At 60.8% G+C, this 16,221-nt stretch carries 20 protein-coding genes; 6 read left to right on the forward strand and 14 right to left on the reverse strand.

Translation table 11 applies throughout. The annotated features are described in order from the left end of the window. Positions 1 to 21 precede the first annotated feature (21 nt). Together KW846_RS05830 and KW846_RS05835 are read right to left on the reverse strand one after the other, a co-directional pair. Positions 22 to 465, reverse strand: a complete 444-nt coding sequence (locus KW846_RS05830) for a hypothetical protein (protein WP_102702003.1) — start codon at positions 463 to 465, stop codon at positions 22 to 24. A 106-nt stretch (positions 466 to 571) separates the two neighbouring features. After that, positions 572 to 1,201, reverse strand: a complete 630-nt coding sequence (locus tag KW846_RS05835) for a hypothetical protein (RefSeq protein WP_218481590.1) — start codon at positions 1,199 to 1,201, stop codon at positions 572 to 574. A gap of 235 nt (positions 1,202 to 1,436) precedes the next feature. On the opposite strand from KW846_RS05835, the gene KW846_RS05840 reads away from it, so the two are divergent. The 4 genes from KW846_RS05840 (at position 1,437) to KW846_RS05855 (ending at position 4,697) form a co-directional block, all read left to right on the forward strand. Next, entirely contained in the window at positions 1,437 to 2,642 is a 1,206-nt protein-coding gene (locus KW846_RS05840; RefSeq protein WP_218481591.1) for an MFS transporter, read from the forward strand. A 46-nt stretch (positions 2,643 to 2,688) separates the two neighbouring features. After that, the gene (locus KW846_RS05845) at positions 2,689 to 3,576 is read left to right on the forward strand and encodes a LysR family transcriptional regulator (RefSeq protein WP_218481592.1); all 888 of its coding nucleotides are present in this window, start codon (positions 2,689 to 2,691) and stop codon (positions 3,574 to 3,576) included. A gap of 81 nt (positions 3,577 to 3,657) precedes the next feature. Further along, complete coding sequence (locus KW846_RS05850) at positions 3,658 to 4,125, forward strand: helix-turn-helix domain-containing protein (protein WP_218475322.1); 468 nt, start codon at positions 3,658 to 3,660, stop codon at positions 4,123 to 4,125. After that, positions 4,122 to 4,697, forward strand: coding sequence for a PIN domain-containing protein (locus tag KW846_RS05855; RefSeq protein WP_218481593.1), 576 nt, complete (start codon positions 4,122 to 4,124; stop codon positions 4,695 to 4,697). The genes KW846_RS05850 and KW846_RS05855 overlap by 4 nt, the downstream gene beginning before the upstream one ends. A gap of 97 nt (positions 4,698 to 4,794) precedes the next feature. On the opposite strand, the gene phnN is transcribed toward KW846_RS05855, so the two are convergent. The 11 genes from phnN to ccmA all read right to left on the reverse strand — a co-directional run bounded on the left by phnN (position 4,795) and on the right by ccmA (position 13,559). Continuing rightward, entirely contained in the window at positions 4,795 to 5,361 is a 567-nt protein-coding gene (gene phnN, locus KW846_RS05860) for a phosphonate metabolism protein/1,5-bisphosphokinase (PRPP-forming) PhnN (protein WP_218481594.1), read from the reverse strand. Between the two features lie 830 nt (positions 5,362 to 6,191). Beyond that, positions 6,192 to 6,599 carry a hypothetical protein gene (locus KW846_RS05865; RefSeq protein ID WP_007980770.1) on the reverse strand — a complete coding sequence of 136 codons (408 nt, stop codon included), beginning with the start codon at positions 6,597 to 6,599 and terminating at the stop codon, positions 6,192 to 6,194. Between the two features lie 15 nt (positions 6,600 to 6,614). Further along, a complete protein-coding gene (gene ccmI, locus KW846_RS05870; protein ID WP_218481595.1) occupies positions 6,615 to 7,817 on the reverse strand; it encodes a c-type cytochrome biogenesis protein CcmI in 1,203 nt (400 codons plus the stop codon). Next, complete coding sequence (locus KW846_RS05875) at positions 7,810 to 8,283, reverse strand: cytochrome c-type biogenesis protein (RefSeq protein WP_218481596.1); 474 nt, start codon at positions 8,281 to 8,283, stop codon at positions 7,810 to 7,812. Before KW846_RS05875 ends, ccmI begins: the two co-directional genes overlap by 8 nt. Then, the gene (locus KW846_RS05880) at positions 8,280 to 8,816 is read right to left on the reverse strand and encodes a DsbE family thiol:disulfide interchange protein (RefSeq protein WP_218481597.1); all 537 of its coding nucleotides are present in this window, start codon (positions 8,814 to 8,816) and stop codon (positions 8,280 to 8,282) included. The genes KW846_RS05875 and KW846_RS05880 overlap by 4 nt, the downstream gene beginning before the upstream one ends. After that, positions 8,813 to 10,801, reverse strand: coding sequence for a heme lyase CcmF/NrfE family subunit (locus KW846_RS05885; protein ID WP_218481598.1), 1,989 nt, complete (start codon positions 10,799 to 10,801; stop codon positions 8,813 to 8,815). Before KW846_RS05885 ends, KW846_RS05880 begins: the two co-directional genes overlap by 4 nt. 3 nt (positions 10,802 to 10,804) lie before the next feature. After that, positions 10,805 to 11,260 (reverse strand): cytochrome c maturation protein CcmE, encoded by a 456-nt coding sequence (gene ccmE / locus KW846_RS05890; RefSeq protein WP_116580366.1) that lies wholly within the window; start codon positions 11,258 to 11,260, stop codon positions 10,805 to 10,807. Beyond that, positions 11,257 to 11,433 carry a heme exporter protein CcmD gene (ccmD, locus tag KW846_RS05895; protein ID WP_007980758.1) on the reverse strand — a complete coding sequence of 59 codons (177 nt, stop codon included), beginning with the start codon at positions 11,431 to 11,433 and terminating at the stop codon, positions 11,257 to 11,259. Before ccmD ends, ccmE begins: the two co-directional genes overlap by 4 nt. Continuing rightward, entirely contained in the window at positions 11,430 to 12,185 is a 756-nt protein-coding gene (locus KW846_RS05900) for a heme ABC transporter permease (protein WP_007980756.1), read from the reverse strand. The genes ccmD and KW846_RS05900 overlap by 4 nt, the downstream gene beginning before the upstream one ends. 73 nt (positions 12,186 to 12,258) lie before the next feature. Next, positions 12,259 to 12,927: a heme exporter protein CcmB gene (gene ccmB, locus KW846_RS05905; protein ID WP_007980754.1), complete on the reverse strand. Its 669-nt coding sequence runs from the start codon at positions 12,925 to 12,927 to the stop codon at positions 12,259 to 12,261. After that, positions 12,924 to 13,559, reverse strand: coding sequence for a cytochrome c biogenesis heme-transporting ATPase CcmA (ccmA, locus tag KW846_RS05910; protein ID WP_217835974.1), 636 nt, complete (start codon positions 13,557 to 13,559; stop codon positions 12,924 to 12,926). Before ccmA ends, ccmB begins: the two co-directional genes overlap by 4 nt. Positions 13,560 to 13,758: 199 nt before the next feature. Here ccmA and KW846_RS05915 point away from each other — a divergent pair, with 199 nt between their 5' ends. Together KW846_RS05915 and KW846_RS05920 are read left to right on the forward strand one after the other, a co-directional pair. Beyond that, positions 13,759 to 15,333: a flagellar hook-length control protein FliK gene (locus tag KW846_RS05915; protein ID WP_218481599.1), complete on the forward strand. Its 1,575-nt coding sequence runs from the start codon at positions 13,759 to 13,761 to the stop codon at positions 15,331 to 15,333. Continuing rightward, a complete protein-coding gene (locus KW846_RS05920; RefSeq protein ID WP_218481600.1) occupies positions 15,330 to 15,659 on the forward strand; it encodes an EscU/YscU/HrcU family type III secretion system export apparatus switch protein in 330 nt (109 codons plus the stop codon). Before KW846_RS05915 ends, KW846_RS05920 begins: the two co-directional genes overlap by 4 nt. A gap of 60 nt (positions 15,660 to 15,719) precedes the next feature. Here KW846_RS05920 and KW846_RS05925 read toward each other — a convergent pair whose 3' ends face one another. Further along, a complete protein-coding gene (locus KW846_RS05925) occupies positions 15,720 to 16,220 on the reverse strand; it encodes a hypothetical protein (protein ID WP_218481601.1) in 501 nt (166 codons plus the stop codon). Between the last annotated feature and the right edge of the window lies 1 nt (position 16,221).

Genomic DNA, 16,221 nt, shown 5'->3' on the forward strand with positions numbered 1-16,221 from the left:
AGCTCCTACAGGGGTGCATTTTTAGCTCAAATTGCCGCAGAAAATGGCCTGATGACCATCGACCGGGCTTTGACGCACCACCAGGGCGTAGCCGCCGGCTCGAAGGGTCTCGACGGCGACCGGCGCGCTTTTCCAGAAGCGCTGGTTCGACGCTTGCGAATAGAACCGGGCATTTGGACCGTCATTCATGTCATAGGCGGGTTTCGAACCCAGGTTCCCACAGCTTCCCGGATAGATGTAGGCCGTCAACCGACCTGGCAATGTGCTGCCTATGCCCTCGCCGCTGACCTCAACCCAGAACGTTGTTGCGTTATCACCGGGCATCATGATCAACCGGGCAATATTCCCGGGATTATCGGATGTAGCATTCAGGGGAACGCTGGTGACCTGACTGTCAGGCACTGTCGAGCACCCAGAGATCCAACCGACCGCTACCACTAACGCCAGCGAAGATACGATTTTCATCGTGATACTCCCGCTTGTAAGGACACATTGAAGTGATCCCCCCAGTAGATTCTAGCTGCCGGGGCCGTGCGGGCTTTTCTTCAGATGGCCGGTTGCCATGCGTCGGCTACATCGGCGGCGTCACGCCATCCTTGCCCGCCGAGATGGATTGAGCGGTGAGCGTGCCGTCAGCGCCCTGCGTGACAAAAGTCACGATCTTCACGCCCACCTTCAACAGGCTGCGATCGGCCGGCATCAGGTTGACGATGGGAACGTCTTCGGGCACCAAGATCTTCTGTTGGCCACCCTTGTAGTTGACGGTCAGCACCCGGCCATTGCTCACCACCAGGTCGCCGACGCTGCCGTTGGTCATGCTGCTGCCCTTGACCAGATCGAAGGGCCGATGACCGTCGCCACTGCCGGCCAGTTCCGGCGGGAACACATGGACCTCCAGGGCCTTGAGCGTGCCATCCTCCTGGGGAATGGCTGCGGAGCCAATGTAGCTGCCGGGCTTGATGTCTTCGATGTTGGCCAGGGTCACGGCGCGGACCTTGGTGTCCTGGGTCAGGTTGATCACCAGGTTGTCGCCGCTGTTGGCGTGGACCTTCACAACGTCCGGACTGACACCGGTGATTTCGCCGCGTACACCGATGCGCGTGCCCGGCGCATCTTCGGCCTGCACCAGGCCAGCGCTGAATACGCTGATCAAGGTGACGACTGAAACCCGGCGAATCAGCTGACGAAACTTCACATTCATGGAGCGGCCCTCGGGTCATGAGACGTGGAGAGAGAACATAAGCACGCTATCGAACAAGATGTAAGTGAATGTATCATTGACCTTCGATCTTCTGACGCAAGGCCATCAGGCGGACGACACACGCGTCCGTTAGTCATTCCGCAATGGAATGATAGCTATCACTCCAATCCCGCTTCCGCCGTTTCAGTCATCCCGTTAGCCTGCGCGCATTCCTTTCCGTACAGCGAGACCCGTTATGAACCCAGCGACCCAGGTGCCCCACGGCACCGCGACAATGACTCGAGGCATGGTGCTGCTGTTCGCCTTTTGCTGCGGCGCCATTGTCGCCAACATCTACTACGCCCAGCCGATCATCGGCCTGATCGCCCCGGACATCGGCCTGAGCAACACCATGGCCAGCCTCATCGTTTCCCTGACCCAGATCGGCTATGCGCTGGGGCTGTTTTTCCTCGTGCCGCTGGGGGATCTGCTGGAGAACCGCCGGTTGATGATCATCACCACCCTGGTGGCGATTGCCAGCCTGCTGGGTGCTGCGCTCACCGATCAGCCGAACGTGTTCCTGCTGATTTCGCTGTTGGTGGGGTTCAGCTCGGTTTCGGTGCAGATCCTGATTCCACTGGCCGCACACCTGGCGCCGGAAGAAACCCGTGGCCGTGTGGTGGGCGGAATCATGGGCGGTTTGCTGCTCGGCATTCTGCTGGCCCGGCCAGTGTCCAGCGTGGTGGCCGACCACTTCGGCTGGCGCGCGATGTTTGTGATTGCCGCCGTGCTGATGGCGGCCATCAGCATCGTGCTGGCCGTGACCATTCCCAAGCGTGAGCCTGATCACAGCGCCTCCTATGGCCAGTTGCTGGGCTCGCTGTGGACGCTGTTGTGCAAACAACCGGTGCTGCGTCAGCGTGCGTTTTACCAGGGCTGCATGTTTGCCACGTTCAGCCTGTTCTGGACCGCCGTGCCGCTGGAGCTGGCGCGCAATCACGGTTTGTCGCAAAGCGAGATCGCGATTTTCGCGTTGGTAGGTGCCATCGGCGCCATCGCCGCCCCGATCGCCGGACGCCTGGCCGATGCCGGCCACACCCGTATCGCATCGTTGCTGGCCCTGCTGTTCGCCAGCCTGAGTTTTATGCCGGCGTTCATCCATCCGGCCTACAGTGTCATCGGCCTGGCCGTGACCGGCGTGGTGCTGGACTTCTGCGTGCAGATGAACATGGTCCTTGGCCAACGCGCGGTGTACGCCCTCGACGGCAAAAGCCGCAGCCGCCTGAATGCGCTATACATGACCAGCATCTTCATCGGCGGCGCCTTCGGTTCTTCGGTGGCCAGCGCCGTGTACGAACAGGGCGGCTGGCTGTGGATCGTGATCGTCGGCAGCGCGTTTCCGCTGCTGGCGTTGTTGCGGTTCTTGAGTGTTTCGCCGAAGGCATCATTGGCGACGGCTTAACACCGTTGACTTGCGACATCCTCAAGATTTTGCACAAGGACCCTCAATGGACCGCCTCGGCGCAATGGAAACCTTCGTCTACGTGGTGGAAACCGGCTCGTTTTCCGCCGCGGCACGACGCCTGAGCATCGGCCAACCGGCCGTGTCGAAAACCATCGCGCAACTCGAATCACGTCTGGCGGTGCGGTTGTTGCTGCGCTCTACCCGCGGCCTGACGCCTACCGAGGCCGGGATGGCCTTTTTCGAACGGGCCAAGCGTGCCATCGAAGAAGCCGACGAGGCCGACAACGCCGCACGCGGTTCCGCCAGTGGGCTGAGTGGCAACCTGCGTATCTGCGCGCCGGTCACCTTCGGTCGGCTGCACATCGTTCCGCACCTGGGCCCCTTCCTGGCGCAACACCCGGAGCTGAACATCGACCTGATGCTCGACGATCGCAACGTTAATCTGGTGGAAGAAGGCGTCGATATCGCCCTGCGCATGGGCGTGTTGAGCGACTCGGGTCTGACCGCGCGCAAGATCGCCGAATGTCGGCGCATGGTACTGGGTACGCCAGCGTACTTCGAAAAACACGGCGACCCCACCTGCCCCGCCGACCTGTCCAAGCATCAGGCAATCGTCTACACCCTCGGTGACGGCGCCAATTGGCAATTCAACAAGGCCGGCGAGAAGCAATCGGTGATCGTCAACGGCCGGATCCGTGTCAACGCCGCCGAAGGCCTGCGTGAAGCCGTGCTGGCCCATCAAGGACTGACCATGGCCTCGCAATGGATGTTCGCGCCGGAACTGGCCGACGGTTCGGTCCGGGAAGTGATGAAGGACTGGACAGTGCCGAACCAGGACCTGTGGGCTGTGTTCCCCACCGGGAGAATGGCCAGCGCCAAGGCTCGGGCATTTGTGGAGTATGTGCATGGGTTGTTGAAGAACGAGGTTTGAAGCCATAGGTTTCGTTTATTGCGATTTTCGATTAATTCGAATAGCCTGCTGAAATCGATTATTCAGAAATTGGAAGCCGTCATGTCGACCGTCATTCATCCGCCAATCAATTTGCCTGCGAAACACGAAATACAGGCCGCAATCGAGGGGCAACGCACCCTGGCTGCCTATCTCGCCACCCAGTTCGAAACTCAGCACATCCAGATATTCGATGAGCAGAACGAAGCACATAACATCGAACTGCCCACCTCGGCGCTCCGTTTGCTAGTCGATATTCTGGCGGAACTCGCAGCAGGTAACGCTGTGAAAGTAGTCCCGGTTCACGCTGAACTGACTACGCAAGAAGCGGCAGACCTGCTCAATGTCTCACGTCCACACCTGATCAAACTGCTCGAATCCGGCGAACTGTCCTACCACAAAACCGGCAAGCACCGACGTGTGCGTTTTGCCGATTTGATGGACTATAAAAACCGGCGCGACACCGCCAGCGAGCAGGCAATGCTGCTTCTCGCCGAGCAGGCACAGGCGTTAAGGACAGGATACGAGTGAGGCACTCTTCATTTACCGCTGTATATGACGCTTGCGTGCTTTACCCCGCGCCCTTGAGAGACTTTCTGATGTGGCTAGCGCTCTCCGGGCTTTTCAGGGCGAAATGGTCAGTGGCAATACACGATGAATGGAAACGCAATCTGCTGAAAAACCGCCCGGATCTCAACGCCACGCAATTGAATCGCACCTGCGAGCTAATGGATCTGGCGATTCCCGACGCCTGCGTGTCGGGATACGAAGCTTTGATACAGGGACTGACGCTGCCCGATGCGGATGACCGACATGTCCTGGCGGCTGCCATTCGTAGCAACGCCAGCGTCATTGTCACCTTCAACCAGAAAGACTTCCCCCGCACCGCGCTGCAACCTTATGGCATCGAGGCCCAGCACCCCGACGAGTTCGTCAATGACCTTTTCGACCTGGATCCGGCAGCAGTGGTCGCCGCGGCACAACGACAGCGCAAGCAACTGAAGGCCCCACCGATGAACACTGACACTTATCTCGATCTATTGTTACGTCAAGGCTTGGTTCAGTCGGTCAAGGCATTGAACAGTTTCCGGGCAATGCTTTGAAAATCACCACGATGCTCTATCAACCACGCATCCAGGGAGTGCCCGACATGGGTCAACACCGGCGACTTCGGCTGCAACTCGACGATGCACTGCAACGTCAGGCACAGCGGGATTGCTCGTCAATACAGGCCAGCAAGCATTCGACCGTGGACTCCAGCGGCCCGGAGTTGTCGAGCACGTGCGCGGTCGGGTCGTCGGCCAAAAGCCGTTCGTTGAATCGCGCATTGCGCGCCAGGCGCTGATCGATCTCGATCAACGATTCTCGCCCGCGCTCCAGCAAGCGATGGCGCAGTACCGCTTGATCCACAGTCAGCAACAGCACCAATACGTCTGGATAGCGCTGGCGCGTGTTCTGCAAATGCCCCCGAGAGCCATTGACCAGCACGTCCTCGCCGGCAGCCAACCAATCGTCGATTTCCCGCGGGATGCCATAGGACAACCCATTGGCGTGCCAGCTCAGGGCAAACGCGCCTTGAGCTTCCATATCGGCGAATTGCTGCGCACTGACACCCAGCGCCGCCTCGCCCACGGCTTCAGCCGAGCGGGTAATGACCCGGCGCACGATACGGCAGCCGCGTTCGGCCAACCGCTTTCGCGCGGCATCCAGCAGGCTGTCCTTGCCCGAACCTGAAGGCCCGATGAGATAGATCAACCTGCCCGCCATCAAAACACCCTCTTCATTTGTCGCCACACTTGCTGGAGCACCGGCAAACCATCCTGACTGCGCTTGCACCCTATCAGCCCGCTGGCCCGGCGAATGATCCATCACCTGCACCCGTTGCACCAGCAGGTTTTCCACCCGATCACGGTATAGGCTCAGGGTGTTCGACCAGTGCCGGTTAAAAACTGTTACCTATGTGCTTGAACTGTTTTGTTACCTATGTGGGTGAGTCATACCCTGCGATCTTTTTATTTTGATTTTTGACCATGTCGAAGAGGCGGAAGATCAAGATCAAAAGATCGCAGCCTGCGGCAACTCCTACAGGGGGGAATGCGTACCACCCCACCACTCAACAGGCCGAGCGTTAGCTCGCCTGCCGCTTTTGATCTTGATCCACCCGCCCCCTCGGCAGGCTGAGCGGAGGTGTTCATCCGGGGATGGGCGCGCAGCGCCGTTCGACGCAGTCGAACTCATTGCATGTAGGTCGAAGCGAAGCCGACCGGAGGGCAATGCCCCCGGATGAATACCGCAGCGAAGGAACCCCGAGCCTCAGCGAGGGGCCGTACGTTCGGGGCGAGCGTTTTTTGCTTCTTTTTTTACTGGGCCGGCACTCCGGGCGCTTGTAAAAAAGGGAGTCGCCGTAAGGGCGAAACCATAAGCCGCCGTTACCCAAAAAACGGATATGTGCACAGTCAACAAAAGACAGGTCGGCTGTCAGGCCGCCTTCGTCGGATCGCCGCCCGGACCAAGCCCGCTCCCACAGGGGTTCAACATTGGCCCGGCAATCACATTTCAGCAGGCACAAAAAGCGACCCGAAGGTCGCCTTAGTGCGTTACTGCCCGAATTGCCGTCCCAGCCCACCCGGTACACCGTGAATATCAGTCTCCTCCCACGGCCCCTTCGGACTGATCGACCGGCTCCAGCCGTTATCCCAGCGGTAATAGGTACGCTGGCGATAAAAGGTATTGGGCTGATCATCAAGCACATAAACCCCAAGCTTCGGATCCCAATGGCTATTGCCCCCCGGTGGTGGCGCAAAGCTGGCAGACGTGCGTGGCAGCGGCTTGGAGGGCTTTACCGGAACAGACGGCTTGCTCGGTACCGGCGACGTCGATGGCGTAGGACTGGGCTGCGACCGCGGAATCGGCGGCGGAGCTGTTTGCTCCGGTGGTCGCTGGACCGCACAAGCGCTTAACCCCAAAACGACGCTGAGCAGGGCAATACGAGCGATGGCGGTCATGGTAGCGTTTTCCTGTTATTTGTCCGGGCTGTCGATGGTCAGTGTTTGCGGCGCCGTGGTGCTGCTGGCCAAAGGCTGGCTGCGACCGATCCACTCGCCGGCGGTCGGTTTGCCGGCACGGGAAATGCGCGCAACCAGTTGGACTTCAGGGAAGTTCGACAGTTTCAATTGCGGCATCATCGCGTCGGCATCGCTCAGCTCGACGGTCACCGGCAGGTCGGCCACGGTCATGCGCTTGACCGCCAGCGGGGCCGGCGGACCGGAGACCGCACGGGCGAAGATGAACACGCTGTCGCCAGGCTGAACCTTGGTTTTGAGCTCCGCCGCCAGATCGACGCTGACCTTGAGCAACGCCGTGGACTTGGCCGCCGATGCTTGCGCAACCTTGCCACCACTGGCCACCAGTTTCTCCGTGGCTCGGGTGATCCCGCCTTGCAGCGCCTCCCGGGACGGGTCGTCCGGCGGCAACTGCGCCAACAGGCGATTCCAGTAATCGATGGCGTCCTGATAACGCTCGCCTTCAAACGCGGCAATGCCGAGCAGGCCGAGGCTGGTGACTTCTTTCGGATCGGCCTTGAGCGCTTCGTCGGTCAGGGCCTGGACCTTGTCCGACCACTTCTTGCCATCGGCGAAGTACTGCGCCTGGGCCCATTGACCGAGCAGTTCGGGTTGACGACCGGCCAGGTTCACCGTGCGCTCGAACATCTTCGCCGCGTCCGCCGGGCGATCCTGAGCCATGTAGGTGCGACCGAGGAAGTACATGCCTTCGGCGGAGTCCGGTTGAGCGGCGACCACACGCTCCAGGCGCTGGGTCATTTCTTCCATCGACTTGGGTGCCAGGGAGAATTCGCGGGTCAACTCGACCTTATCGCTGGCGCCGTAATGCATGTACAGCCCCAGGCCCAGCACCGGCACCAGAACGGCCGCCAGCAACGGCAGGGGTTTGCCCAGTCGCGACACCCGCGGCGCTTCGACGCCTTCGGTGTCCGCCAGCAACTCACGGGCGGCTTCGGCGCGACCGGCGTCCATTTGTGCCGCGTCGAGCACGCCCTCTTCCTGCTGAGTCTGCAACTCAGCCACGCGCTCCTGATAAAGCGCGACGTTCAAGGCGGTACGATCCTCTTCACGCTGGGCACGACGGCTGCGCAAAACCGGGATCAACAGAAAACTCAGGGCAACCAGAAGCAGCAGACCTGCAGCGAGCCAGAAATCAATCATTCTTGGTTTTATCCAACAGGTGGTCGAGGCGCGAGCGCTCCTCGGCAGACAGCGAGCCCGGGGTGCCGGCGCGTTGCACGCGACGACGGCGGACGATCACCGCGATGATCACGCCCCCCCCCAGCAGCAAGCCGGCGGGGCCGAACCAGAGCAAGGCAGTCTTGGCGTTCAACGCAGGTTTGTAGCGGACGAAATCACCGTAGCGGTCGACCATGAAGTCGATGATCTGCTGATTGTCCTTGCCCTCGCCGAGCATGCGGAAAATCTCTTTGCGCAGGTCGGCGGCAATCGGTGCGTTGGAATCGGCAATGTCCTGGTTCTGGCACTTGGGGCAACGCAGCTCCTTGGTCAGTTCACGAAAACGCTCGCGGTCACCTTCCTTGGCAAACTCATAGGTGTCGATGGCCGCGTGGGCTACACCGGCCATACTCAAGCCCAGGACAGCGGTAGCAATCCAGCGCTTCATGGCTTGGCCTCATCGACCAGCGCCTGGTACTTGCCCGCCAGTTTTTCGCGCCAGACCTGCTCGTCGATCACCCCGACGAACTTGTCACGGATGATACCCTTGGCGTCGATGAAGAAGGTCTCCGGCGCGCCGTACACACCGAGATTCAGGCCCAGCGAGCCTTGGTCGTCACGGATGTCCAGTACATACGGGTTGTGGAAGTCCGTCAGCCACTTCAAGGCATCGGCGTTGACGTCCTTGTAGTTGATGCCATAGATCACCACACCCTGCTGGGCCAGCTTGTTCAGCACCGGGTGCTCGACCCGGCAGGAAATGCACCAGGTGCCCCAGACGTTGACCAGCGCCGGCTTGCCCAGAATGTCGGCGCGGGTCAGGGTCTTGTCGCCCTGCACCGCCGGCAGGGAAAACTCCGGGAACGGCTTGCCGATCATGGCCGAAGGCAACTCGGCCGGATCCAGGTACAACCCACGGTAGAGAAACACGGCAACCACCAGAAAAATCGCCAGTGGCAACAACATCAACCAACGCTTCATGCAGTGGCTCCCGACAGGCCCAGTGCTTCGCGCACGCGGCTTTTTACCTTGACCCGATAACGCCGATCCAGCGCCGCCAGCAAACCACCGAAGCCGGTCAGCAAACCACCGAACCAGATCCAGCGCACGAAGGGTTTGACGTGTACGCGCACAGCCCAGGCGCCGTTACCCAGCGGTTCACCGAGGGCGACATAGAGGTCGCGGGTGAAACCGGCGTCGATGCCCGCTTCGGTCATCACCGAGTTCTGCACGGTGTACAGGCGTTTTTCCGGGTGCAGCACGCTGATTTCCTTGCCGTTGCGGATCACCCGGACGGTGCCCTTGTCGGACGTGAAGTTCGGGCCTTCGAAGTGCTTGGCGCCTTCAAAGATGAAGTGATAACCGGCCAGGTCCATGGACTCGCCCGGCGCCAGGCGCAGGTCACGCTCGGCACTGTTCTGGCTCGACAGCACGACACCCAGCGCACACACGGCAATGCCCAGGTGAGCGATCTGCATGCCCCAGTAGCTGCGGGTCAGGGTTGGCAGGCCTTTGATCAGGCCTTTGTGGCGGGTCTTGTCGACAATGTCACGTGCACCGGCCAACAGCACCCAGGCGGCGAGCATGAAGGTCGCGAGCACTGCCCAGTTGAAGTCGCCGTAGGCTACGCCAGCCACCACGGCCATGGTCGCACTGCCGAGCAATACCGGCGTCAGCATGCTCAGCAGCCATTTCACCGGGGTGTCTTTCCAGCGCACGATCACGCCGACCGCCATCACCACCATCAACAACGCCATCAACGGAATGAACAGCGCGTTGAAGTACGGCGGGCCGACCGACAGCTTGGCGCCGGTCATGGCATCGAGAATCAGTGGATACAAGGTGCCCAGCAGGATCATCGAGGCGGCCACCACCAGCACCAGGTTGTTGCCCAGCAGCAGGGTTTCCCGGGACCAGAGGTTGAAGCCGACCTGGCTCTTGACCACCGGCGCGCGCAGGGCGAACAGCGTCAATGAACCGCCGACCACGAACAGCAGGAAAATCAGGATGAACACGCCGCGTTCCGGATCGGAGGCAAAGGCGTGCACCGAGGTCAACACGCCGGAACGCACGAGGAAGGTGCCCAGCAGGCTCAACGAGAACGCAGCGATGGCCAGCAACACTGTCCAGCTTTTGAACACGCCACGTTTTTCCGTGACCGCCAGCGAGTGAATCAGCGCGGTACCCACCAGCCATGGCATGAACGAGGCGTTTTCCACCGGGTCCCAGAACCACCAGCCGCCCCAGCCGAGTTCGTAGTACGCCCACCACGAACCGAGGGTGATGCCGATGCCGAGGAACGCCCAGGCCACGATGGTCCACGGACGCGACCAGCGCGCCCACGCGGCATCCAGGCGACCGCCCATCAGCGCGGCGATGGCGAAGGCGAAGGCCACCGAGAAACCGACGTAGCCCATGTACAGCATCGGCGGGTGCACGATCAGGCCGATGTCTTGCAGCAAGGGGTTGAGGTCGGCACCGTCGCTGGGCATTTGCGGCAGGATGCGCTTGAACGGGTTGGAGGTCATGATCAGGAACAGCAGGAAACCGGTGCTGATCATGCCCATCACCGCCAGCACGCGGGCCAGCATGACCTGTGGCAACTGCCGGGAGAACACCGACACCGCGAAGGTCCAGCCACCGAGAATCAAAGCCCACAACAGCAGGGAACCCTCGTGGGCACCCCACACCGCGCTGAATTTGTAGTACCACGGCAAGGCGCTGTTGGAGTTGTTGGCCACATAGGCCACGGAGAAGTCATCGACCATGAAGGCGTAGGTCAGGCAACCGAAGGCAAACAGCAGAAAGCTGAACTGCCCCCAGGCGGCCGGCTGGGCCAGGCTCATCCACAGGCGGTCACCGCGCCAGGCACCGAACAGCGGGACCACGGCCTGGGCCAGGGCGAAGCACAGGGCCAGGATCATCGCCAGATGACCCAGTTCGGGAATAAAGATGCCGGATGTCATGGATCAACCCTCCTTCGCGGGCGTTGGAGCCGATTGACCGCTGTCTTTCAACGCCTTGGTCACTTCCGGCGGCATGTACTTCTCGTCGTGCTTGGCCAGCACTTCATCGGCCACCACCACGCCATCGGCATTGAGCTTGCCCAGGGCGACGATGCCCTGCCCTTCGCGGAACAGGTCCGGAAGGATGCCGCGATAGGTGATGGTCACGGATTTATTAAAGTCGGTGACGACGAATTTCACATCCAGGGAATCGCTGGAACGCTCCAGCGAGCCCTTCTCTACCATGCCACCGGCGCGAATGCGCGTGTCATGCGGGGCTTCGCCGTTGGCGATCTGGGTCGGTGTGTAAAACAGGTTGATGTTCTGCTGCAGGGCGCTCAGGGCCAGGCCGACGGCAGCGCCGACCCCGACCAGGATCGCGAGAATGATGATAAGACGCTTTTTGCGCAGCGGATTCACTTGCCGTTCTCCCGGCGCAGACGACGCGCCTCTTGTTGCAGATACCGCTTGCGGGCCAGGATCGGCGCCGCCACGTTGAGGGCCAATACCGCCAGGCAGATGCCATAGGCTGACCAGACATACAGGCCATGATGACCCATGGCGATGAAGTCGCCGAATGAAGCAAAACTCATCGAGCGACCTCCAGGCTGTTTTCCACTTCGGCCTTGACCCAACTGGCCCGGGCTTCACGCTTGAGCACTTCAAGTCGCATGCGCAGCAACAGCACCGCACCGAAGAAACAGTAGAAACCCAGCGCCGTCAGCAGCAATGGCAGCCACATCTCGGCAGGCATTGCCGGTTTTTCGGTTAGGGTGAAAGTCGCGCCCTGGTGCAGAGTGTTCCACCACTCCACCGAGTACTTGATGATCGGGATGTTGATCACGCCGACAATCGCCAGCACCGCACAGGCCTTGGCCGCACTGTCACGATTGCTGATCGCGTTGCCCAGCGCAATGAGACCGAAGTACAGGAACAGCAGGATAAGCATGGACGTCAGGCGTGCATCCCAGACCCACCACGAGCCCCAGGTCGGTTTGCCCCAGATCGCGCCGGTGACCAGCGCTACGGCAGTCATCCACGCACCGATGGGCGCCGCGCATTGCAGGGCGACGTCTGCCAGTTTCATCTTCCACACCAGCCCGACGATGCCGCACACCGCCAGCATCACGTAGATGGACTGCGCCAGCATGGCGGCCGGAACGTGGATATAGATGATGCGGAAGCTGTTGCCCTGCTGGTAGTCCGGCGGCGCAAAGGCCAGGCCCCAGACCACGCCAACGCTGATCAGCAGCAACGCCGCGACGCTCAGCCAGGGCAGCATTTTGCCGCTGATGCCGTAAAACCATTTGGGCGAGCCGAGCTTGTGAAACCACGTCCAGTTCATACTGTTTCCATCACGGTTGCTCTTTACTGTGAAGAGCCAGGGTCTTTACTGGTCAAAAATTAACCAGACCTCATTATTCGCCGACGCTGATCTTCAGGCCAGCAGCTATTGCAAAGGGTGTCAGGGTTATCGCCAGGGCGGTCAGGCTACCAAGCCACAGGAGATAACCGGTCGCCGGCATTCCCTGCAAGGCTGCCTGCAAGGCGCCACTGCCAAGGATCAATACCGGGATGTACAACGGCAGAATCAGCAGGGCCAGCAACAGGCCACCGCGCTTCAAACCGACCGTCAGCGCCGCACCCACTGCACCGAGCAGGCTCAGTACCGGTGTACCGAGCAGCAACGAAAGCAGCAACACCGGCAGACAGGCGGCAGGCAAACCGAGCATCAGCGCCAGCAAGGGTGCCAGCAAAACCAGTGCCAGGCCGGAAAAAGCCCAGTGTGCCAGCACTTTGGCCAAAACCAGAAGAGCCAGGGGGTGCGGCGAAAGGACCCACTGCTCAAGGGATCCATCCTCGAAATCACTGCGGAAAAGCCCGTCCAGCGAGAGCAGAACCGATAAAAGTGCCGCCACCCAGACCAACCCCGGAGACAAGGTTTGCAACAATTGAGACTCAGGTCCGACGGCCAGCGGGAACAGCGAAACGACGATGGCAAAGAACACCAGCGGGTTAGCCAGCTCCGCCGGACGGCGGAACAGCAGACGCGCCTCGCGGGCGACCAACAGGCCGAACACACTCATACGGCCCAGCTCCCAAGATCGATGTCGCGATAACCGGCCGGCATCCGGCTCAGCGTGTGATGAGTGGTCAACACCACCATGCCGCCGCGTTCGCAGTGGCCGGCCAGGTGCTCTTCGAGTTGCGCCACGCCCTGTTTGTCTAGGGCGGTAAAGGGTTCATCGAGGATCCACAGCGGCGGGCTATCCAGATACAGACGCGCCAGCGCGACGCGGCGTTGTTGACCGGCAGACAGGGTGTGACAAGGCACATCCTCGAATCCGCGCAGCCCGACCGCAGCCAGCGCCTGCCAGATCGCCTCATGGCTCGCCGGATGATGCAAGGCACACAGCCAGCTCAGGTTCTCTTCCGGTGTCAGCAAATCCTTGATCCCGGCCGCGTGGCCGATCCACAGCAGGTTGCGCGCCAGTTCGCCGCGTTGCTCGTTCAGCGGCTGACCGTTGAGCAGCACCTGACCGGCGGTCGGCTGCATCAGCCCAGAGAGCAGGCGTAACAGGCTGGTCTTGCCACTGCCGTTGGGGCCACTGATTTGCATCATTTCGCCACTGGCCAGTCTCAAATCGAGATTTTCGAAGAGCAGCCGAAGGTCTCGCTCACAAGCAAGGGCAACGGTTTGCAGGACAGGACTGGTCAAGGGTTCACGGGCCTTATACGGTTCAAGTCGGCACTGGCGCGGCCGTTAAAGAGATGCAGCATAGATGCAACGACGTCTTGTTCTAGAGAGCTGCGTCAAACAATTGCAAAGTTTTCGCCATTTTTGGATACAACGGCGCGGCATTATACATGCCAGGCCCTACTCTAAAGAGTGCATTTTCCTCAGGTTGTGACCGCGTATGACAGGCGAAATGAACATCCTCCCGCTGCCGCAGGCCCTCCCGGCGACCTCACGCCCGCAGGTGCTCAGCGGTGAACTGCTCAAGTTGCTGACGCCGGTGGAGGGGCTGATCAGCGTCGGTCAAACCGCACAGGCCGAAGTGTTGTCGCTCAAGCAGGCGGACCAGACTTTCCAGATGCTGCTCAAGGTCACCCTCGACAGCGGCCGCCAGACCACGGTCCAGACCACCAGCAATCAACCGCTGGCCCAGGGCACCACGCTGCTCGTCACCCAGCCCTCGGCCGGCAACCTGGCCGTGACGGTGCAACAGGCCATCGCCTCCAGCGTCGCCACCCTCACCCGCCTCGACACCGCGCGACTGCCCATTGGCACCCTGCTGCAGGGCAAGGTGCTGACCTCGCAAGTGCTGCCGCAGGTCCCCGGCCAGCCCATGGTGTTTCGCTCGATGGTGAGCCTGCTCAACACCGCGTTGAGCGGCAGCACCCTGAGCATCGACAGTCCGCAGCCCTTGCGCATCGGCACCTTGTTGAGCGCGCAGGTGCAAGACAGCCAGACATTGAAATTCGTGCCGCTGAGCAGCCGCCAGGAACAACTGGCGGTCACCCGGCAACTGGTCAACCAGCAAAGCCGCCAGGGCTCGCTGGATGGCTTGCTCAAGCTCCTGCAGAACCTTCCGGCCTCGGACCAGACCTCTGCCGAATTGCGCAGCGCCGCTGCCCGATTGCTCTCCGGCCTGCCGGATGTCCAGCAACTGAGCACCCCCAAGGGCCTGGCCCTGGCGCTGGCCAGCAGTGGTGCGTTCCTCGAAAGCAAACTGCTGAACGGGCAAAACCCGACACTCGCGCCGGACATGAAAGGCGACCTGCTCAAACTGGTTGCGCAGTTGAGCCAGGGCTTGCCCGCCCACACCAACCTCGGCGCGATCATCGCCGCCAACACCCTGGCCCAGGCCATGCCGAATTTTGTCCGCAATGCCCTGGGCATGCTCGGTCAGGTCAGTGCCAAACCGTCGCCGAGCGGTTTCCCGCTGCCCGAACGCCTGCTGCAAAGCGCCGAGGGTGAAAACGACCTCGAACACTTGCTACGCCTGGCCGCCGCTGCAGTTTCACGTCTGCAAAGCCATCAGTTGTCGAGCCTGGAACAAACCGGCGTCACCGCCGACGGACGGCTGATGAGCACCTGGCAACTGGAAATCCCGATGCGCAACCTGCAGGACATCGTGCCCTTGCAGGTCAAGTTCCAGCGCGAGGACGCCCCCGAGAAAGAACAGCCAAAGGAGCGTCGCGAAGAACGCGAACCCAAGCAACAGCTGTGGCGAGTCGAACTGGCCTTCGCCATGGAGCCTTTGGGCCCCCTGCAAATCCAGGCGCAACTGATCAAGGGCAGCCTGTGCGGCCAGCTCTGGGCCGAACGGCCGTACACCGCCAGCCTGATCGAAAACAACCTGGCCGGGCTGCGTGACCGCCTGGTGTCCGCCGGCCTGAACGTCGGCGACCTGGACTGCCACCTCGGCAGACCACCCCAAGGCCCCCAAACCCGCCTCGAACAACGCTGGGTCGACGAAACCGCATGAAAAACCCCAACGCCCCACGCCAGGCCATCGCCCTCAAGTACGACGGCACCCACGCCCCCACCCTCACCGCCAAGGGCGATGAAGAACTGGCGGAAGAAATCCTGCGGATCGCCCGCGACTGCGAAGTGCCAATCTACGAAAATGCCGAGTTGGTGAGGCTGCTGGCGCGTATGGAACTGGGGGACAGCATTCCGCAGGAGCTGTATCTGACGATTGCCGAGATCATTGCGTTTGCGTGGAATCTGAAGGGGAAATTTCCGGTGGGGATGGGTCCGGATGCGTTGATGGTGGAGAAGGACATCACCGAGCGCGGGGATGATTATTGAGCTTACGAACCCGTTATGGAGCCGGCTTGCCGGCGAATGCGAACTTGAATATTACACCGATCATTTAGCCGCCTTCGCTGACAAGCCGGCACCTACGAAACGCAATAGCTTGAAACTGCGACCAACAATCAAACCATTGATTAGCCCTGCCCCCAGCGCCGCCCCTGCAACCGCCGACATTTCATTGGCCAGCTCCGGGTACATGGCCGCCTGGTAACCTTCGTAATAACGCCAGGCAAAAAAGCCCCAATACACAATCAGTACCTTGATCGTACCGGGTAGAACCAGATGTTGCCCCTCGCACTGCACATTGTTGTACGAGAAAAAACGCAGTGCCAGCAACCACCCCGCAAGCAATCCCAATGCATAGACTGAAAGCTGGATTGCAATTTCCTGGGAGGGATTGAGCGATGCGAGGGACAAAGCCACGAATATCACGGGTGATATCTGCAATGACCTTTTCGATACGTGGCTCCTGAAACAGGCGATGACGCCGTAGTAACTCAGAATAAAAAACACCGCATAAACCCACAGCGGTGTACCACGCAAAATGTCGATCATA

It is taken from the genome of Pseudomonas sp. PDM32, assembly GCF_019219225.1.
Classification (GTDB): Bacteria; Pseudomonadota; Gammaproteobacteria; order Pseudomonadales; family Pseudomonadaceae; genus Aquipseudomonas; species Aquipseudomonas laurylsulfatiphila.